The organism is Methylibium sp. (genome assembly GCF_965279545.1).
Classification (GTDB): domain Bacteria; phylum Pseudomonadota; class Gammaproteobacteria; order Burkholderiales; family Burkholderiaceae_C; genus Methylibium.
Genome location: NZ_OZ257250.1, coordinates 2,914,957 through 2,933,405, shown reverse-complemented (window position 1 = coordinate 2,933,405; position 18,449 = coordinate 2,914,957). Strand labels below are relative to the sequence as shown.

Annotated in this window: 19 protein-coding genes and 1 tRNA gene; 12 read left to right on the top strand and 8 right to left on the bottom strand. The window is 69.9% G+C overall.

The genetic code is table 11. The features are described 5' to 3' along the window. Window positions 1–36 precede the first annotated feature (36 nt). Window positions 37–2,064 carry a dynamin family protein gene (locus tag ACQY9S_RS13675; protein ID WP_428420250.1) on the bottom strand — a complete coding sequence of 676 codons (2,028 nt, stop codon included), beginning with the start codon at window positions 2,062–2,064 and terminating at the stop codon, window positions 37–39. A 124-nt stretch (window positions 2,065–2,188) separates the two neighbouring features. After that, on the bottom strand, window positions 2,189–3,031 hold the full coding sequence (gene mutM, locus ACQY9S_RS13670; protein WP_428420248.1) for a bifunctional DNA-formamidopyrimidine glycosylase/DNA-(apurinic or apyrimidinic site) lyase: 843 nt from the start codon (window positions 3,029–3,031) through the stop codon (window positions 2,189–2,191). A 51-nt stretch (window positions 3,032–3,082) separates the two neighbouring features. Between mutM and ACQY9S_RS13665 the strand changes: the two genes are divergently transcribed. The 8 genes from ACQY9S_RS13665 to ACQY9S_RS13630 all read left to right on the top strand — a co-directional run bounded on the left by ACQY9S_RS13665 (window position 3,083) and on the right by ACQY9S_RS13630 (window position 9,477). Further along, window positions 3,083–4,909, top strand: a complete 1,827-nt coding sequence (locus ACQY9S_RS13665; RefSeq protein ID WP_428420247.1) for a tetratricopeptide repeat protein — start codon at window positions 3,083–3,085, stop codon at window positions 4,907–4,909. Continuing rightward, a complete protein-coding gene (locus tag ACQY9S_RS13660) occupies window positions 4,906–5,418 on the top strand; it encodes a lipoprotein insertase outer membrane protein LolB (protein WP_428420245.1) in 513 nt (170 codons plus the stop codon). The genes ACQY9S_RS13665 and ACQY9S_RS13660 overlap by 4 nt, the downstream gene beginning before the upstream one ends. A 13-nt stretch (window positions 5,419–5,431) precedes the next feature. Next, window positions 5,432–6,295, top strand: a complete 864-nt coding sequence (gene ispE / locus ACQY9S_RS13655) for a 4-(cytidine 5'-diphospho)-2-C-methyl-D-erythritol kinase (protein ID WP_428420243.1) — start codon at window positions 5,432–5,434, stop codon at window positions 6,293–6,295. 60 nt (window positions 6,296–6,355) lie between these two features. Further along, window positions 6,356–6,432: transfer RNA gene (locus ACQY9S_RS13650), tRNA-Gln, on the top strand. Window positions 6,433–6,520: 88 nt separating this feature from the next. Beyond that, a complete protein-coding gene (locus ACQY9S_RS13645) occupies window positions 6,521–7,486 on the top strand; it encodes a ribose-phosphate pyrophosphokinase (protein WP_428420242.1) in 966 nt (321 codons plus the stop codon). A 149-nt stretch (window positions 7,487–7,635) separates the two neighbouring features. Then, window positions 7,636–8,283, top strand: coding sequence for a 50S ribosomal protein L25/general stress protein Ctc (locus ACQY9S_RS13640; protein WP_428420241.1), 648 nt, complete (start codon window positions 7,636–7,638; stop codon window positions 8,281–8,283). A gap of 76 nt (window positions 8,284–8,359) precedes the next feature. Continuing rightward, window positions 8,360–9,040, top strand: a complete 681-nt coding sequence (pth, locus tag ACQY9S_RS13635) for an aminoacyl-tRNA hydrolase (RefSeq protein ID WP_428420239.1) — start codon at window positions 8,360–8,362, stop codon at window positions 9,038–9,040. Continuing rightward, window positions 9,037–9,477, top strand: a complete 441-nt coding sequence (locus tag ACQY9S_RS13630; RefSeq protein WP_428420238.1) for a DUF4124 domain-containing protein — start codon at window positions 9,037–9,039, stop codon at window positions 9,475–9,477. The genes pth and ACQY9S_RS13630 overlap by 4 nt, the downstream gene beginning before the upstream one ends. 15 nt (window positions 9,478–9,492) lie before the next feature. Here ACQY9S_RS13630 and ACQY9S_RS13625 read toward each other — a convergent pair whose 3' ends face one another. From ACQY9S_RS13625 to ACQY9S_RS13610, 4 genes are all read right to left on the bottom strand, one after another. Beyond that, window positions 9,493–9,783, bottom strand: coding sequence for a YfhL family 4Fe-4S dicluster ferredoxin (locus ACQY9S_RS13625; protein ID WP_428420236.1), 291 nt, complete (start codon window positions 9,781–9,783; stop codon window positions 9,493–9,495). Window positions 9,784–9,879: 96 nt separating this feature from the next. After that, window positions 9,880–10,329, bottom strand: coding sequence for a pantetheine-phosphate adenylyltransferase (gene coaD / locus ACQY9S_RS13620; protein WP_428425748.1), 450 nt, complete (start codon window positions 10,327–10,329; stop codon window positions 9,880–9,882). Between the two features lie 85 nt (window positions 10,330–10,414). Further along, window positions 10,415–11,023, bottom strand: a complete 609-nt coding sequence (rsmD, locus tag ACQY9S_RS13615; protein WP_428420234.1) for a 16S rRNA (guanine(966)-N(2))-methyltransferase RsmD — start codon at window positions 11,021–11,023, stop codon at window positions 10,415–10,417. Window positions 11,024–11,033: 10 nt separating this feature from the next. Next, complete coding sequence (locus ACQY9S_RS13610) at window positions 11,034–11,882, bottom strand: hypothetical protein (RefSeq protein WP_428420232.1); 849 nt, start codon at window positions 11,880–11,882, stop codon at window positions 11,034–11,036. Between the two features lie 110 nt (window positions 11,883–11,992). On the opposite strand from ACQY9S_RS13610, the gene ftsY reads away from it, so the two are divergent. Beyond that, complete coding sequence (ftsY, locus tag ACQY9S_RS13605; RefSeq protein ID WP_428420231.1) at window positions 11,993–13,063, top strand: signal recognition particle-docking protein FtsY; 1,071 nt, start codon at window positions 11,993–11,995, stop codon at window positions 13,061–13,063. Window positions 13,064–13,081: 18 nt separating this feature from the next. Here ftsY and ACQY9S_RS13600 read toward each other — a convergent pair whose 3' ends face one another. Continuing rightward, window positions 13,082–13,882: a DUF2726 domain-containing protein gene (locus ACQY9S_RS13600; RefSeq protein WP_428420229.1), complete on the bottom strand. Its 801-nt coding sequence runs from the start codon at window positions 13,880–13,882 to the stop codon at window positions 13,082–13,084. A gap of 80 nt (window positions 13,883–13,962) precedes the next feature. Beyond that, the gene (gene ffh, locus ACQY9S_RS13595) at window positions 13,963–15,336 is read right to left on the bottom strand and encodes a signal recognition particle protein (protein ID WP_428420228.1); all 1,374 of its coding nucleotides are present in this window, start codon (window positions 15,334–15,336) and stop codon (window positions 13,963–13,965) included. Between the two features lie 103 nt (window positions 15,337–15,439). Here ffh and ACQY9S_RS13590 point away from each other — a divergent pair, with 103 nt between their 5' ends. Genes ACQY9S_RS13590 through ACQY9S_RS13580 form a run of 3 tightly spaced genes read left to right on the top strand, consistent with a single transcriptional unit; the run spans window position 15,440 to window position 18,406 of the window. Next, the gene (locus tag ACQY9S_RS13590) at window positions 15,440–16,264 is read left to right on the top strand and encodes a cytochrome C assembly family protein (protein WP_428420226.1); all 825 of its coding nucleotides are present in this window, start codon (window positions 15,440–15,442) and stop codon (window positions 16,262–16,264) included. A 37-nt stretch (window positions 16,265–16,301) separates the two neighbouring features. Beyond that, on the top strand, window positions 16,302–16,532 hold the full coding sequence (locus ACQY9S_RS13585) for a PP0621 family protein (protein ID WP_428420225.1): 231 nt from the start codon (window positions 16,302–16,304) through the stop codon (window positions 16,530–16,532). Next, window positions 16,532–18,406 carry a sensor histidine kinase gene (locus ACQY9S_RS13580; RefSeq protein ID WP_428420224.1) on the top strand — a complete coding sequence of 625 codons (1,875 nt, stop codon included), beginning with the start codon at window positions 16,532–16,534 and terminating at the stop codon, window positions 18,404–18,406. Before ACQY9S_RS13585 ends, ACQY9S_RS13580 begins: the two co-directional genes overlap by 1 nt. Window positions 18,407–18,449 lie beyond the last annotated feature (43 nt).

Here is an 18,449-nt window from a genome sequence, read left to right as displayed (position 1 = left end):
GTGCCCGGCCCCGAGCGGCCGACCGGTGCGCGGCGCTCAAGCGCGGGCCGGATCGGTTTCGAAGTCGAGCAGCAGGTCGATCGTCTCGACGTGCTCGTTGCCGCGCTCGGTGGCCATCGCGGCCGACACGGTCCCGCACGGATCGGCGTGCGTGCGGGTGTCCTGGGCCAGCTCGGTGACGCGCTGCTGCAGCTGCTGCAGGCGGGCGTCCTGATCCTGGAGTTCGCTCACGCGCGCCTCCAGCTCGCCGGCCGCCGCCTGGATGCGCTCCAGCGCCTCGCGCCGGCGCTTGAAGCCGCGGCGGCGCTCGCGCAGCTGGGTGTCGATCTGCGCGGAGGCAGTCTTGTTCCACAGCTCGAGCTCGCCGCTGGCGCTCTCGAAGACGACGCGCAGCCGCGATACCAGCATGCGGCGGAACTGCTCCAGGAAACGCTCCTGCGTGAGTTTCAATGCCTGTGTCAGGCCCAGGTACTGCACGTAGTTGCGTTCGATCAGATCGAGATCGCCGACGAAGCGACCGAGCTCCGGGGTCGGCGCGACCAGCAGGCTGAAGCCGAACTCGGTGTTCAGCATCTCGAACGACGCTTCGAGCATCGAGTGGATCTCCTCGCTGCGGGCCTGCGCGCGCTGCATGCGTTCGCGCAGCTTGCCGCACAGCGTCAGGAAGGCCTTCTTCGCGCCGAGCTGCAGCAGCGAGCTGCGGATGCTGTCCTGCATTTCGCCGACGTGCTCGCGCAGGCGGTCGCTCGACAGGTCGAGCAGCGCATCCTTGAGCATGCGGGTGTGCACCACGCGCATGGCCTGCAGGCGAGAGATGCACTGCTCGAACTCGGTGGCCTCGGCGTCGACGCGCGTCAGCATCAGCTGGACCTTGGTGGCGTTCTTGCCCCGCAGGCCGCGCAGTTCGAGCAACTGCTCGGTGATCTGGCGCCGCCGGTCGGTCAGGCGCCGGCCGACCTGCTGCTCCACCACCGCGATGCCTTCGACACCGATCTGCGCCAGCATCTGCTGGCGCTGCGGCAGGAGCCGCTCGCTCAAGGCTTCCTCGAGTGCGGGCAGGCGGCTGGCGAGGAGTTCCGGCTCGTCCCCGGCAACGCGCGCCGCCAGGGCCTGCTTGGCCGACAACGGGAACACGCGCTCTCGCGGCATGCTGAGGGTGTGGGCCACGTCGGTGCACTGGCGCTCGATCTGCGCCTCGGTTTCCTCGGGCGTGCCCAGCGGGTCGACCAGCGTGTCGATCTTGTTCAGCACCACATAGCGGCTCACGCCCTGCACGCCGAGATGGTCGCGCCAGATGGCCATGTCGGACTTCGTGACGCCGGTGTCGGCGCCCAGCACGAAGACCGTGGCATGGGCGGACGGCAGCAGGCCGACGGTGAGCTCGGGTTCGGCACCGATGGCATTCAGGCCCGGCGTGTCCAGCACGACCAGCCCGCGCTTGAGCAGCGGGTGCGGCAGGTTGATCAGCGCGTGGCGCCAGGCGGGGATCTCGACGCGCCCCTGCGTGTCGACCGGTGGGTTGTCGTCGGGCGTGTCGTCGCTCCAGAAGCCGAGGTCGCGCGCCATGCCGAGGCTCACCGGCTTGGTTTGCGTCACCTGCGTCAGCGCCTGCGCGAGGCCTTCGGTGTCGCCCATGTCCAGCGGCGTCAACTGCCAGGCGCGCGGCTGGCGGCGCAGCTCGGCGAGCGACTGGCCCTGCAGACGCGACTCGATCGGCAGCAGTGCCAGACCGGGGGGCTCGTCGGCCTCGTAACCGAGCTCGACCGGGCACATCGTGGTGCGACCCGGTGTGGCGGGCAGGATGCGGCGTCCGGTGTCGGCAAAGAAGATGGCGTTGATCAACTCCGACTTGCCGCGCGAGAACTCGGCGACGAAGGCCACGATCAGCTTCTCGCCGGCGAGCCGCTGGCGTAGCGATTCAAGCAGGTCTGCGGCCGGTTCGTCGAGCAATTCGTGTTCACGCAGGAAGCGCGACAACTCGCGCACCCGGGCCTCTAGCGCGCTGCGCCAGTGGCCGAGGGCATCGACACTGTGGGCAAACGAGGCGGATGGGGGATTTTCCAACGCTTTCTCTCTTCGAAAGAGATGGTAGCGCAGGCCCCTCGGCGGCGGCGATGCGCCGTCGTCAGCACGTCACGCCTAGGGCGCCCAAGACGTGTGCATTTGTGACAGGTGTTCGAGATGCCGCCTAGCGGCGCTGGCAACGCGGGCAGAAGTAGGTCGAGCGCTGCCCCTGGACGATGCGACGCACGGGCTCGCCGCAGGCGACGCAGGGCTGCCCCTCGCGGTCGTAGACCCGGGCCTCGTGCTGGAAGGCGCCGCCCATGCCATGGGCGTCGCGGAAGTCGCGCAAGGTCGAGCCGCCGAGCGCCACCGCCCGGGAGAGCACCTGTCGCACGGCATCGGCCAGGCGCACGCAGCGCGCCAGGCTGATGCGGCCGCCCGGCGTGCGCGGGTCGATGCCGGCCAGAAACAGTGCCTCCGACGCGTAGATGTTGCCGACACCGACCACGATGTCGCCTGCCAGCAGCGCCTGCTTGATGGCGACACGCCGGCCGCGCAGTCGCTCGTGCAACAGCACGGCGGTGAAGCCGGCGTCGAACGGCTCGACACCGAGTCCGGCGAGCAGCTTGCCGGCCGCGCCGTCGTCCCGCGACGGCGACCAGACGGCCGCACCGAAGCGCCGCGGATCGGTCAGGCGCAGCAGGCCACGGCTGGTGACGAGGTCGAAGTGGTCCCAGGGGCCCGGCGCAGCGAACTGTTCCGACAGGTTCAGCGAGCCCGACATGCCCAGGTGGAGCAGCAGCCCGCCGGCGGCGTCGGCGGCGACGTCGGCGCGTGCGCCGAGCGCGAACCAGAGGTATTTGCCACGGCGCGAGATGTCGAGCACACGCCGTCCGATCAGCGAGGCGGGCTCGCAGCCGAGCGGCCAGCGCAGGGGTTTGCCCAGGCGCACAGCGCTGATCTCGGCATCGCGCAGGCGATCGACCAGACTCAGGCGCGTGACTTCCACCTCGGGCAACTCGGGCATAGGGCCATTATCCCGGGGTGCATAGAATGAAATTCGACTTTGGAGTTGCCTATGGCCGCTTTCCGCCTCGCTGCACTGGCCTTCGCGGCCGGCAGCGTTCTCGCTGTTTCGGCACTGGCGCAGCCCGCGCCCGTGGCGGCATCGGCGTCCGCGCCCGACGCCTCGGCCTCCGTGGAGAACTCGGCGCTCGATGCGCCTTTGTTCTATCAATTGCTGATCGGCGAGATGGAACTGGGCCAGGGCGATGCCGGCACCAGCTACCAGGTGCTGCTGGATGCCGCGCGCAAGACCCGTGACGAGCGCCTGTTCCGGCGCGCCACCGAGGTGGCCTTGCAGGCCCAGGCCGGCGAGCAGGCGCTCGAAGCGGCACGAGCCTGGCGCCAGGCGGTGCCCGGATCGATCGATGCGCACCGTTTCGAGGTGCAGTTGCTGGTGGCGCTGAACCGCACGGCGGAGACGGCGACGCCCCTGCGCGCCACCCTGGCACTGGTGCCGGCGGCGCAGCGGCCCGCGGCGATCGCGTCGCTGCCCGGCTATTTTTCGCGCACGGCCGATCGCAAGGCGACGACTGCCGTGCTCGAACAGGTGCTGTTGCCCTATGCCGAGCAGCGCACGGCGGGGGAGTCGCCGGCGACCGCGGTCGCCGCCTGGGTGGCGCTGGGGCGCAGCCGTTTGGCGGCCGGCGAATCCGCACGGGCGCTGGATGCCGCGCGCCGCGGGCAGGCGCTGGGTCCTCAGTCCGAGGCCGTGGCCTTGCTCGCGATCGAGCTGATGCCGTCCGAAGCGCAGGCCGAGGCGCTGGTGACCACCTTCCTCGCCGCACAACCGCCGGCGTCGGCGGCGACGCGCAGCGCGGTCAGGCTCGTCTATGCGCGCACGCTGGCCCTCGGCCAACGCTATGTCGATGCGGCGCCGCAACTCGAGGCCGTGACGCGCGACGCCCCCCAGTTCATCGACGCCTGGCTGACGCTGGGTGCGCTGCGGCTGGAATTGAAGCAGCCGGCCGAGGCCGAGGCGGCGCTGCGGGAATACCTTGCCCGGGTCGAGTCCGCCACCGATGCCGCCGCGAACGAGCCGGCCGACGCGCAGGACGAGGACGCCGCCACGCCGACCCAGCGCCTGACCCAGGCCTACCTGTTGCTCGCACAGGCCGCTGAGCAGCGGCGTGACTTCAAGGGCGCGGAAGCCTGGCTCGCCAAGGTCGACAGCTCGCAGGCGCTGGCGGTCCAGTCGCGCCGTGCGTCGCTGCTGGCGCAACAGGGCAAGCTGGGCGAGGCACGCAGTCTGATACGCAAGCTGCCCGAGCGGCAGCCCGAGGATGCGCGGGCCAAGCTGCTGGTGGAGGCTCAGTTGCTGCGCGACCAGAAACAGTGGTCCGAGGCGCTCGGCGTGCTGGCCGAAGCCAACGACCGCTATCGCGACGACACCGACCTGCTCTACGAGCAGGCGATGATCGCGGAGAAGCTCGACCGCATGGCCGAGATGGAGCAGTTGCTGCGCCGGGTGATCGCACTGAAGCCGCAGCAGCCGCAGGCCTACAACGCCTTGGGCTACTCGCTCGCCGATCGCAACCAGCGGCTGCCGGAGGCACGCCAGCTGATCGCCAAGGCGATCGAGCTGTCGCCCGGGGACCCCTTCCTGATCGACAGTCTGGGCTGGGTCGAGTACCGGCTCGGGCATCACGATGAAGCGCTGCGCTGGTTGCGGCAGGCGCACAGCGCGCGACCGGACACCGAGATCGCCGCGCACCTGGGCGAGGTGCTGTGGGTCAGCGGTCGCCGCGACGAGGCGAGGCGCGTCCTGGCCGAGGCCCGTGCCCGCGACGCTGCGAACGACGTGCTGAAGGAAACACTGGCGCGGCTCAAGGTCGATCTGTGAGGCGCCGGGCGCTCGTCGCGGCGTGCGCAGGCGGCGCCTGGCTGGCCGGTTGCGCGAGCGTCGCGCCACCGGTCGGCGGCGAGCGGCTCGCCGGCCGGCTGTCGGTGAGTGTCGAGGGCGATGCAGCACGCGCTTTCCACGCCGGTTTCGAACTGGAAGGCTCGGCCCAATCCGGTGGGCTGTCGTTGACGACGCCCTTGGGCACCCAGGTCGCACGTGCCGACTGGTCGCCGCAACAGGTGCGGCTGCGATCGGGCGATGGCGACCGCGTCTACCCCGACCTGGAGAGCATGGCCGCCGACGCGCTCGGCGAGCGCGTGCCGCTGGCGGCCCTGTTCGACTGGCTGCGCGGCCGGCCCTGGCCGGGTGCGGCGAGCGCGGGCCGGCCCCAGGGCTTCGTGCAGCTCGGGTGGGTGGTCGACGTGTCGCGCCGGTCCGAAGGCTGGGTCGAGGCGCGGCGCATCGATGCGCCGGTCGTCACCGTGCGCGCCAAGCTGGACACGCCTTGAGGAGTGCCCGCCGGTGAGCCTGCAAGCCCTTTACGACGTTCCGGCTCCGGCCAAGTTGAACCTGTTCCTGCACGTGCTCGGCCGGCGCGCCGACGGCTACCATCTGCTGCAGTCGGTGTTCGCGCTGATCGACTGGTGCGACACGCTGCATTTCGAGCGCCGCACCGACGGCCAGCTCGTCCGCCACGATCTCGGTGCCGTGCTGCCCGACGACGACCTCTGCCTGCGCGCGGCGCGCCTGCTCCGGCGCGAGAGCGCCTGCCCGCTCGGGGCCGACATTTCGATCGACAAGCAGGTGCCCTGGGGCGCCGGCCTCGGCGGCGGCAGCTCCGATGCGGCCAGCACGCTGCTGGCACTGAACCGGCTGTGGGGCCTGCACTGGCCGCGCGAGCGGCTGCTGGCGCTGGGCCTGCAACTCGGCGCCGACGTGCCCTTCTTCATCGGTGGCCGCAACGCCTGGGTCGAAGGCATCGGCGAGCGCCTGACGCCGATCGCGCTGGAGCCGCGCTGGTGGGCCGTGTTAAAGCCGGCCGTGGCGGTGCCCACCACGGCCATTTTTGGCAGTCCGCTCTTGGTCCGGGACACCGCCCCTGCTACAATATCGGACTTTTCTGCAAACGCAGTGGAGTTCGGCCGCAACGATCTGCAAACGCCCGCCGAGGCGTACAGCATGGAGGTGGGTCAGGCTCTGGTGCTGCTGCGGGCCCGCTATGGCGCAAGCCGCATGTCGGGGTCCGGCAGTGCCGTGTTTGCGGAAGCCGGCACCGGCGACACACCGACGGTTGCGATGATGGACGCGGCGTCGCTTCCGCCATCGTGGGTGGGGCGCATGTGCCGAGGCTTGACAGTGCATCCGCTGGCGCTCTGGCCGGGCTGATCATCGTCAGGCGACGGTTTCGGGTGTGGCTCGGGCGCAAGCCGGAGCGATGTCCTGTGTAGGGGAGTCGCCAAGTTGGTTAAGGCATCGGATTTTGATTCCGACATGCGAAGGTTCGAATCCTTCTTCCCCTGCCAAAGCTTCCTGAAGCATGGCGCCCGCGCTCCGGGCGCCATGCTTTTTTGATCGAACAAGTTCCCAACGAACGACCGCCACGGAGGCGTGATGCTCTCCTCCAACACCGTGCTCTTTACTGGTAACGCGAATCCGGCGCTCGCGCAGGAGATCGCCGCGTCCCTCGGCATTGAGCTGGGTCGTGCGGCGGTCGGCCGCTTCTCGGACAGCGAGGTCACGGTCGAGATCCAGCAGAACGTGCGTGCGCGCGACATCTTCGTCGTGCAACCGACCTGTACCCCGACGAACGAGCACCTGATGGAGCTCTTCATCATGGTCGATGCGCTCAAGCGCGCCTCGGCCGGGCGCATCACCGCGGTGATCCCCTACTACGGTTACGCGCGCCAGGACCGACGCCCGCGCTCGACGCGCGTACCGATCAGCGCCAAGGTCGTCGCGAACATGCTCGAAGCCGTGGGCGTGAACCGCGTGCTGACGATGGACCTGCACGCCGACCAGATCCAGGGCTTCTTCGACATCCCGGTCGACAACATCTACGCCTCGCCGGTGCTGCTGTCGGACCTGAAGAGCCGGCGCTACGACAATCTGATCGTGGTCTCGCCCGACGTGGGCGGCGTGGTCCGCGCCCGCGCGCTGGCCAAGCAGCTCAACTGCGACCTCGCGATCATCGACAAGCGCCGTCCCGTCGCCAATGTCTCCGAAGTGATGCACGTGATCGGCGAGATCGATGGCCGCAACTGCGTGATCATGGACGACATGATCGACACCGCCGGCACGCTGGTGAAGGCCGCCGAGGTGCTGAAGGAGCGCGGCGCGAAGAGCGTCTTCGCCTACTGCACGCACCCGGTGTTCTCGGGGCCGGCGATCGAGCGCATCAAGAATTCTCAGGTCGACGAAGTGGTGATCACCAACACCATCCCGCTGAATGCGGCCGCCAAGGCCACGACCAAGATCCGCCAGCTGTCGGTGGCCTTCCTGTTCGCCGAGACCATCCGCCGCATCTCGGACGGCGAGTCGGTCACCTCGCTTTTCTCGGAGCAGAACAACAATTTCTAGCCAGTCCGAGTAGGGCCGTCCCTGACGGTCCGCCCCAACCTCGCGGAGCAGAACAACAACTTCTGATCCGCGTTCTGCCCGGGCGCATGGGGCGCACGGGTTCACAAAGGCGCCTGGTCGCGGGTGCCTTCCTCTTTGGAGAAACTCACATGAAATTCGTCGCATATCCGCGCGAACTGCAGGGGACCGGAGCGAGCCGCCGCCTGCGAATTTCCGGCAAGGTGCCGGGCATCGTCTACGGCGCCGGCGAGTCGCTGAAGATCGAGCTCGACCACAACGCCCTGTTCCATGCCCTGAAGAAGGAAGCCTTCCACGCGTCGCTGCTCGACATGGAGATCGAGGGCAAGAGCCAGCAGGTGTTGCTGCGCGACGTGCAGATGCACGCCTACCGTCCGCTCGTGCTGCACGTCGACTTCCAGCGCGTCGACGCGACCACCCGCGTCACGAAGAAGGTGCCGCTGCACTTCATCAACGAAGAGAACGCGCCGGCCGTCAAGCTCGACAAGGCCCTGATCTCGCACGTCGTCACCGAGCTCGAGGTGGAGTGCCTGGCTTCGCAACTGCCCGAGTACCTGACGGTCGACCTGGGCGATCTGGCCAAGGGCCAATCGCTGCACGTCAACGACATCAAGTTGCCCGCGAGCGTCAAGGTCGTGCTGCGCGGCAAGAAGAACCCGGTGATCGCGACCGTCGTGATGCAGGCCGAGGAAGAGGCGCCCGCCGAAGTCATGGCCGTGGCCGCAGCCCCCGCGCCGGCTGCCAAGGGCAAGAAGACCGAGAAGCAGAACAAGAAGTGAGTCTCGGGCGCAAGCCCTTGTTTCGAGCCCCGCCACGGCGGGGCTTTTTCATGTCGGTCTCGCGATAATCCCGGCCATGATTCGACTGATGGTGGGCCTGGGCAACCCCGGCCCGGAGTACGAGGCGACGCGCCACAACGCCGGCTTCTGGTGGCTGGGCGCCGTGGCGCGCCAGCTCAAGGCCACGCTGCACGCCGAGCGCGGCTACCACGGCCTGGTCGCGCGCGTGAACACCCCGGCCGGCCCGGTCTGGCTGCTCGAGCCGCAGACCTACATGAACCTGTCAGGCAAGTCGGTCGCAGCGCTGGCGCGCTTCTTCAAGATCGCACCGGAGGAGATCCTGGTCGCGCACGACGAGCTCGATCTGCCGCCCGGCGAGATGAAGCTCAAGCAGGGCGGCGGCCATGCAGGCCACAACGGGCTGCGCGACATCCACGTCCAGCTCGGTTCGCCCGACTACTGGCGGCTGCGTTTGGGCATCGGCCACCCGGGCGTGAAGACCGAGGTCGCAGACTACGTGCTTGGCAAGCCGATGCGCGAACACCGCGAAGCGATCGATGCCTGCATCGTGCGCTCGCTGACCGCCGTCGACGCGCTGCTGGCCGGCGACATGAGCAAGGCCACGCTGCGCCTGCACACCAGCAAGCCGCCGCGGCCCAAACCGCCGCGGCCGGCGACTGCACCGAACGAAGCAGCGCGCGCCGAGAAGCCGGCCGCCGGCGACCCACCGGGGACCGCCGAGGGAGCGGCGGGATGAAGCCGCTGCTGTGCGCGCTGTGCCTGTTCGCCGTGACGCCACTGGTGCAGGGCGAGACGGTCTACCGCTGCGGTGCCGACGGGCGCAGCTACTCCCAGCAGCCTTGTCCCGACGGCCGGGCGGTCGGCGTGGACGACCCGCGCACACCGGCCCAGCGCGAGCAGGCCGCGGATGCGGTCCGGCGCGATGCGCGTGCGGCCGAGTCGCTGGCGCATGAACGTCGGCGCGGCGAGGCGGTGGTCGTGAGGGCTGCCGGCCTGAGTGCGCCGTTGCCCAAGGCGCAGGGGTCGCCGGCGACCGACAAGCCGGTCAAGCGCCGTGCCAAGGCACACGGCAGCAAGACGGCGAGCGACGGCGAATTCCGGGCGATCGGACCCGCCGATCCGGCGGTCAGGAAGAAGTCGCGGTCGAAGTCGGTCGGATCGCCGTCGTCCTGAGCGCCGGCCGCCGCTTCAGGCGGCGGCCGGCGCCGGGGGCGGCGGCACACCGGCCGTGGGCTCACCGACCAGGGCCCGGAACTTCGCCCACAACTGGGGTTTGCTCTCCACCTGCCCAGGGTTCACCGGGATGCAGGCGACCGGGCAGACCTGCACGCACTGCGGCTCGTCGAAGTGCCCCACGCACTCGGTGCACCTGGAGGGATCGATGACGTAGATCTCCGGCCCGAGCGAGATCGCCTGGTTCGGGCATTCGGGCTCGCAGACGTCGCAGTTGATGCACTCGTCGGTGATCATCAGCGCCATGGAGACCTCCGCGCGCGCGCGCGGACCGGGCAGGCCCGGCTCGGCCCGCCGTGCGAGTCGTCGCTGCGTCTGCTCGCCGTTCTGCTCATTCCTGCCTCATGCACCCTGATTCACGCGTTGTTTCAGTCGGTCGAGCACGGAGGGTGCCACGAACTTCGAAACATCACCGCCAAGGGTGGCAATCTCGCGCACGAAGGTGCCGCTGATGAACTGGTACTGGTCGCTCGGTGTCAGGAACACGGTCTCGACATCCGGCATCAGCTGGCGGTTCATGCCGGCCATCTGGAACTCGTACTCGAAGTCACTGACGGCCCGCAGGCCGCGCACCACCACCTTGCCGCCATGCTCGACGACGAAGTCGCGCAGCAAGCCGCGGAACGCGATGACCTCCACGTTGCGGTGCACGGCCAGCAATTCCTGCGCGATCTCCAGCCGTTCGGCGACGGTGAACATCGTGCGCTTGTGGTGACCGGCCGCCACCGCGACGATCAGGCGTGGGAACAGCGCGCTCGCGCGGCGCACCAGATCCTGGTGCCCCAGCGTCATCGGGTCGAAGGTGCCGGGATAGACGGCGCTCAGGCCAGCGTTGAAGGGCACGTGCTTTCCTTCGCGAAGCGGACGGTGCGCGAGTTTATGCCGCGCTGTCACTGGAGGCGGGGCGCAGCAGGTGCGCGTGCACCTGTCCGGCGCGCAGGTGCCGGTAGAGCGTGAAACCGCAGGCTTTCAGCGCGGCGGCATCGAAGGTGTGGTCGGCCTCGAGATAGAGGCAGCCGGTGTCGGCCAGCACGCGGCGTGCGGCGGCCAGCGCCAGCTCGAACAGGCCGGCGTCGAAGGGCGGGTCGAGCAGCACCAGGTCGAAGGGCGGGCCGCCGTAGCGCGGCAACCACGCCAGCGCGTCCGCCGCTTCGATGCGCACCGCCTGGGCGTCAAGCCGGGCCTGCACCGCGCGCAGTCCGCGCACCAGGGTCGCGTCGCGTTCGATCAGCACGACCTCGGTCGCGCCCCGCGAGGCGGCCTCGAAGCCCAGCGCACCGCTGCCGGCGAACGCATCGAGACAGCGCCAGCCGCTCAGATCCTGGCCGAGCCAGTTGAACAGGGTCTCGCGCACGCGGTCGGGCGTCGGGCGCAGCCCCGGCGTCGCAGGCACCGGCAGCTTGCTGCGCTTCCACCGGCCGCCGATCAGCCGGACTTCGCCCGCATGTGATGGCGTGACGGTGCGGGCGGCAGGCGTGCGGGGCATGGGCCCGATTCTAGGCAGCGTCCCCCGGTCGCCGGCCCCGGGCGCGCCGTCGCGCTGTCCTCGGATCGCCGGGCAGAAAGTGCCCGGTGACCTGCCGGTAGGCATCGGAGGTCTTCGTGCCCGGCCAACCGTCGACCTTGACGAAGATGCCTGCAAAGCCGTTGAGCCAGCGCTGCAGCTGGATCGCCTGCTCGATCGTGGCCGCTGCGGTCGGCCTGCGGGCCGCGTAGCCGACGACGAGCGGCGCGTCGTTCGGGGTCGGCGGGGGCTGGTCGACGAAGGTGATGTGACCCCGCTCGACGAGGCGGCGCAGCAGCGTGGCGGCGCCGCACTGTGCGGATTTCGCGCTGTCGGACCAGCGGCCGTCGGCCACGTACTTGCCGGCGCTGTAGTGCGTCGAGTAGCTCCAGAGGTAGGGCGACTTCACTTGCGGGTGGTACAGGCGGTAGCCGAAGCCGTTGTAGCGTTCGGTCTCGTAGAGCAGGCTGGCGAGGCTCCAGTCGGTGCTGCCCGGCAAGCCGTGCAGCGCCAGTGCATCGGCGGCGCTGGCCTCCCAGGTGAACGGCGGTTGGCCGGCCTTCGGCCGACCCGCCGGCACCTGCCGCGTGCGGGCGGTCAGCGGGTCGCCGTTGTGCAGGTGGCGATCGAAGCGGCCGCCGGACTCCATCTGGTGCGTGACCGCGACGAAGTGCCAGGGCACGCCGGTCGCGGCCTCTACCTGCCGGTAACGCGTCTGGCTGGCCAGCACCCGCTGCATCAGTGCCTCGACCTCGGCGGCGCGCTCGGGCCGCAGATCGCAGGTGTTGAACAGCTGCTCGTACTCGGCGCGCAATGCGGGGCTGAGGCGGACGGTGGGCATGGCGGCCTCCGGCGGGGGACCTTGCATTACAGGCGCCGCGGCCATCGCTGCCAAGTGCGCGCCGGCTGCGATCTAGGGGGCACCCGGGTGGTCCCTAGAATCCTGTTCACATGTTCAGTTTCTTCAAGAAGAAGGTGCCCGCTGCGGCACCACCGATCCCCGAGCCTGCGGCGCCCGCGCTGCCTTCCGAGGCCGGCCTACCCTCTTTCAGCTCCGCAGCACCCACGGCGCCCGTGGTGGTGGCCGAGGCACCGGGCGAGCAGCGCAGCCCCTGGCTCGAGCGGCTCAAGGCCGGCCTGCGCCGCACCGGCTCCGGGATCACGCAGGTGTTCACCGGCACCCGCATCGACGACGCGCTGTACGAAGAACTCGAGGCCGCGCTGTTGATGGCCGATGCCGGCCTGCCGGCGACCCAGCACCTGCTGGCCGACCTGAAGCGGCGTGTCAAGGAGCGCAAGGCCACCGAGCCGAGCGCAGTGAAGGCCTTGCTGATCGACGCGGTGGCCGAGCTGCTCGCGCCGCTGCATCAGCCGCTGGTGCTGGGCGAGACGCGGCCGACGGTGATCATGGTTGCCGGCGTCAACGGCGCTGGCAAGACCACCAGCATCGGCAAGCTCACGCGTCATCTGGCCGACGGCGGCATGAAGGTGCTGCTCGCCGCGGCCGATACCTTCCGTGCTGCGGCGAAGGAGCAGCTCGCAGTGTGGGCCGACCGCAACCGCGTCGAGATCGTCAGTCAGGAAGGCGGCGATCCGGCGGCCGTGAGCTTCGACGCCGTCAAGGCCGGCCAGGCGCGCGGCTGCGATGTCGTGATCGCCGACACCGCCGGGCGCCTGCCGACGCAGGCGCACCTGATGGAAGAGCTGCGCAAGATCAAGCGCACGATCGGCAAGGCCATGGACGGCGCACCGCACGAGGTGCTGCTGGTGGTCGATGGCAACACCGGTCAGAACGCGCTGGCGCAGGTCAAGTCCTTCGACGCGGTGCTGGGCCTGACCGGCCTGATCGTCACCAAGCTCGACGGCACCGCCAAGGGCGGCATGCTGGCTGCCATCGCGCTGTGGTCGCGTGAGCGCGAGGGGCTGCGGCCGGTGCCGGTCTACTTCATCGGGGTGGGCGAGAAGCTCGAGGACCTGGAGACCTTCGACGCGCGCGAGTTTGCCCAGGCCTTGCTGAGCTGACTGACGCGAGCCGGCAGCTCAGCGGCTCGGCGCGTCGAGCGGCATCGAGGCGGACGACAGATCGTCGAACCAGGTCGACTGGGCGGGCTCGGCGAGCGTCGCTCCGTCGGCCGCTTCGCGGTCGAGGTCTTCCAGAACGTCCTGCAAGGTCACCGTCGTCTGCCGTGCCGTCACGGCGCCGGCCGTCTCGGTCACGAGCACGCCCGGCATGACCGCAGCCGGGCGGGTGCGCACATGGCCGCCGCCGTCCTCGGTGCGCAGGCCCTGCGAAGTGTTCACCAGTTGGTCGCGAACCGCCGCGATGCTCGGCAGGGCGTCCTCGTTCCAGACGATGACGCGGATGCCGGCCTGTTGCAGCACGCGGTCCATGCGTTCGTGGCGGCGCACGGTGCGTTCGCCGTCCTTGCCGGGCGGGCGGCGCACCTCGACGATGGCGACCACCTGCGACACGGCGTCGCAGACCACCAGGTCGGCGCAGATCTGGCCGACCCGACGCATCCATTCATGGTAGGAATTGCGGGTCGGCACGCGGATGAAACGGGCCAGCGGCACCTGCGCCAGCACCGTGTACTCGGGCAGCGCCTGCTGCAGCACCAGCTGCGCCTTGCGCTCCTTCAGCGTCAGCACCCGGGTCGCTTCGGGCGGCCAGGCGGCCACGGTGTCGAGGGCCTCGACGCGTTTGTCGCGCATGTCGCGGCCCGGGCTCTCCGGGCGTTCACGGCCACCACGGCCACGGTCACCACGGCGCCGTGCCAGCGCCACCAGCATCAGGCCGGCCAGCAGCACCGCCAGCACCTGCAGAACGATTGGATCGCCCATCTTCGTCATCCTCCAAAACCCCGGAGATGAACGTAAGTGGGGGGCCGAAGAGCGTCAAGAGAACAACGCACGCTTTCGGGCTAGCGAACAAATCCTTTCATTCCGCCGCCGCCCATGCGCTTCATCATTTTCATCATGCCGCCGCCCTTCATCTTCTTCATCATCCCCTGCATCTGCTCGAACTGGTTCAGCAGGCGGTTGACCTCCTGCACCTGAACCCCGGCGCCGGCGGCAATGCGGCGCTTGCGGCTGGCCTTGAGCAGTTCGGGCTTGCGCCGCTCGAGCGGCGTCATCGAGCGAATGATCCCTTCCATGCGGCGCACGTCGCGCTCGGCGCGGTCCATGTCGGCGGCGCCGAGCTGCGGCGTCTTGCCGCCGGTCATCTGCGCGGGCAGCTTGTCGATCAGACCCGACAGCCCGCCCATCTTCTTCATCTGCGAGATCTGCGACAGGAAGTCATCCAGGTCGAAGCCCGAGCCCGACTTCACCTTGTCGGCGAGCTTCTGTGCCGCCTGCAGGTCCATGCCCTGCTGCACCTGCTCGACCAGCGCCAGGATGTCGCCCATGCCGAGCACCCGCCCGGCGTGGCGCTCGGCATCGAACGGCTCCAGGCCGTCGATCTTCTCGGACACGCCGGCGAACTTGATCGGTGCGCCGGTCACCTGACGCACGCTCAGTGCGGCGCCGCCGCGCGAGTCGCCGTCGAGCTTGGTCAGCACGATGCCGGTCAACGGCAGCGCTTCCTTGAACACCTTGGCGACGTTGATCGCGTCCTGCCCCTGCATCGCGTCGACGACGAACAGCGTCTCGATCGGCTTGAGCGCGGCGTGCAGTGCGCGGATCTCGGCCATCATCGCCTCGTCGATCGCCAGGCGGCCGGCGGTGTCGACCAGCAGCACGTCGAAGAAATGCTTCTTCGCGTAGTCCACGGCGGCGAGCGCGATGTCGACCGGCTTGTCGCTGGCCTGCGACGGGAACCACTCCGCGCCGGCCTGCTGCGTGACGGTCCTGAGCTGCTCGATCGCTGCCGGCCGGTAGACGTCGCCCGACACCGTGAGCACCTTCTTCTTGCGCGCGATCAGGTACTTGGCCAGCTTGGCGGTGGTCGTGGTCTTGCCAGCGCCTTGCAGGCCGGCCATCAGGATCACCGCGGGCGGCTGCGTCGCGAGGTTCAGTTCGGCCACGCCGCTGGCGCCCATGGTCGCGGCCAGCTCCTTGTGCACCACGCCCACCAGCGCCTGCCCCGGCGACAGCGAGCCGACCACCTCCTGGCCCAGCGCCTTCTCCTTCACGCGGGCGATGAAGTCGCGCACCACCGGCAGTGCGACGTCGGCCTCGAGCAGCGCCATGCGCACCTCGCGCAGCATGTCCTGCACGTTGTCTTCAGTGATGCGGGCCTGGCCGCGCATGGTCTTGACCAGTCGGCTCAGGCGTTCGGAAAGGGCGGATGCCATGGGAGGTCTCGGGTTGGTACCGCGCAACGGGGCAGTGCGCAGCTGCGGCGCAAGGCCGGCGCGCAAGCCTGCACGGCAGGAGCGCGAACGTACACTGCGCAGCATGATTTTATCGCCCGGCGCCTCTGCTGCGAGCCTGCTGCCGCTGGCTGCCACGAGCCTGGTGGCCCTGCTCGCCTACCTCGTGGCGGCATTCAAGCGCGAGGCCGCCTGGCTGGGCATCGCGCTGGCCGTCGGCTGGATGGGCCATGGCCTGGCCATCGGCCTGCACGCTGCAGGGATCGGCGAACCCCAGCCCGGCGCGCGCTTCGGTTTCGCGCCGGTGCTGTCGGTGACGCTGTGGCTGGTGCTGGCGGTCTATGCGATCGAAAGCCGCTTCGTGCCGCTGGCCGGCGTGCGGCGCACGCTCGCCGTGCTGGGCGCTGTGGCGGTGATGCTGACGCTGGTATTCCCGGGAGAACTGAGGCCCCACGCCGGCTCGCCCTGGGCGCCGTTGCATTGGGTGCTCGGTATCGCGTCCTACGGTCTCTTCGGCGTTGCGCTGCTGCATGCGGCACTGCTGCGGCGCGCCGAGCGGCGCCTGCGCGGCAAGCCGGCGGCCGGCGAGGTGGCGCCGGCATCGTCGCCGGGGCTGCCGCTGCTGCGGCTCGAGAAGCTGACCTTCCGTTTTGTTGCCGCCGGTTTCGTGGTGCTGTCGGCCACGTTGCTGCTCGGATGGTGGTTCGCCGACCCGTGGCACTGGGATCACAAGAGCGTGTTCTCCGTGCTCGCCTGGGGCGTGTTCGCGGCCTTGCTCGCCGGACGCCGCGCCTTCGGCTGGCGCGGCCGGCTGGCGACGCGCTGGCTGTACGTGGGGGCGATGCTGCTGCTGCTCGCCTATGTCGGGTCGCGCTTCGTGCTGGAGGTCGTTCTCCACCGCGCCGTGTGAGAGCAGGCCGGACGTTCACTTCGATGGGGCGTTGCGCATGAAGTACCTGGTCCTGCTGCTGGTGATCGTGGCCGTGTTGTGGCTGGCCCGGTCCCGCCCGCGCGCCGCGCGCCCGCCGCATCCTGCCGATCAGGGCGGCAGCAAGCCGCAGGCCATGATCGAGTGCGCGCACTGCGGCGTGCACCTGCCGCGCGCCGAGGCCGTGGCCGGCACGCAGGGTCTCTACTGCAGCGAAGCGCACCGCCTCGCCCACGGCGACTCGCGCTGATGTTGGGCACGACCGGAACGGGCCGTCGTCGCGCTGCCGCGGCGGCCGAGGCTTCGTGGTTCGGGCCGATGGATCTCGGCTCGCCGGGGGACGACGATGCGGCCCACTCGCGCTTCGACCGCGGTGAATGGCGCGAGACCGACGCCGCCGACTCACGCTTCCTGTCGCGTCAGGCGCGGCGCATCGCCGGATCGGGCCAGAGTGCCGTGCACCGGCTCTACCGGGCTTTCGTCGCATCGCGGGCCGTGCTCGGTCTGGCGCTGCTGGCCACCGAAGTGGCCATCACCTGGCTGAGCCCGAGACCGCAGCGCGAACTGGTCCTCACGCTGTGTTCCCTGTATGCGATGGCGGCGTTGGTGCTGTGGGTGCTGCCCAACCTGCTCGGTCCCGTGCAACCGGCCCTGCAGATGCGTCTGCGGCGCCGGCAATGGCTGGCGACGATCGGCGTCGACATGCTGACCTTCGGTGCTCTGCACCTGCTCGCGGGCGGCGGCGTGCTGAACTACTCGGCCTTGCTCGTGCTGCCCGTGCTGATGGCCGGCGTGCTGACGCCGCGCCTGCAGGCGCTCGGCGTGGCTGCTGCGTGCACGCTGGTGCTGCTGGTCGCTGCCGGCCTGAGCGTGGACGCCACCGGCGAGGCGACCTTGCAGCTGACCCAGGCCGGCCTGGCAGGCGTCGGACTGTTCGTCGTTGGTCTGATGGCGGGCGAGCTGTCCGGGCGCCTCGCGCGCGAGGAGCTGACGGCGCGCGGCAGCCTCGAGCTGGCCCGCCAGCAGGCGCAGCTGAACCGGCTCGTGCTCGAAGAGATGCAGGACGGGGTGATGGTGGTCGATCGGCGCGGTCGCGTGCGGGCCGCGAACCCGGCCGCGCGCAACCTGCTCGACGAACCGCTGGTCAGCACGCCCGACAGTTTTTCCCTGACCGGCGTGCCGGCCTGGGAGCCGCTGGTGCGGGCGGTGGATCGCGCGTTCGCCGAAGGGCATTGGCCCGAAGGCGGGCGCGACGTGGTGCTGCCTCGCATCGGCGGCAGCGACATGGGGCCGCGACAGCTGCGGCTGCGTGTGCGTTTCACGCGGCGTCGCGAGACGGGCGCGCCGGAAGACTACTGCGTGCTCTTCCTCGAAGACCTGCGCACGGTGCAGGCGCGTGTGCGCCAGGAGAAGCTGGCGGCGATGGGGCGCGTTTCGGCCGGGATCGCGCACGAGATTCGCAATCCCCTCGCGGCGATCATGCAGGCCAACGCCCTGCTGGCCGAGGATGCGACCACTGCCCAGCAAATCCAGCTCACGCGCATGGTGGGCGAGAACGCCGAGCGCTTGAAGCGCATCGTCGACGACGTGATGGAAGTCGCACCGGGCCTCGTCCCCGAGCCGGCGCCGCTGGACGCGGCCTTGCAGGTGGCGACGATCTGCGGCGAGTGGGCGCGCACCGCGCAGCTGCCGCTCGGGGCGGACGGTGTGCTGCGGGTCGAGCTGCCCGCCGAGCCGCTGGGAGTGGTGTTCGATGGCGAACATCTGCGCCGTGTGCTGGTGAACCTGCTCGACAATGCGCTGCGCCATGGCAGCCGGGCGCCCGGCGCGGTGCACCTGCGGCTGACGGCGGCCGGCGACAGCCGGGCGCTGCTGACCGTGGCGAGCGATGGCGCGCCGATCGCGCCCGAAGTCGAGCGCTACCTGTTCGAGCCCTTCTTCTCGACCCGCAGCCGAGGCACCGGGCTGGGCCTGTATATTTGCCGTGAGCTGTGTGAGCGCTACGGTGCCAGCATCGACTACAGCTCGCGCGGCGCGCCGGAGCGCCACCGCAACGTGTTCTCGGTCGCCATGCGGCGCGTGCTGCTTCCGGACGGCGAATCCCGGCTCCACTTCAACGCATGAGAAGTTCAGTGCCAAGCGATTCGAGCCCGGCGTCGGGCGAGCC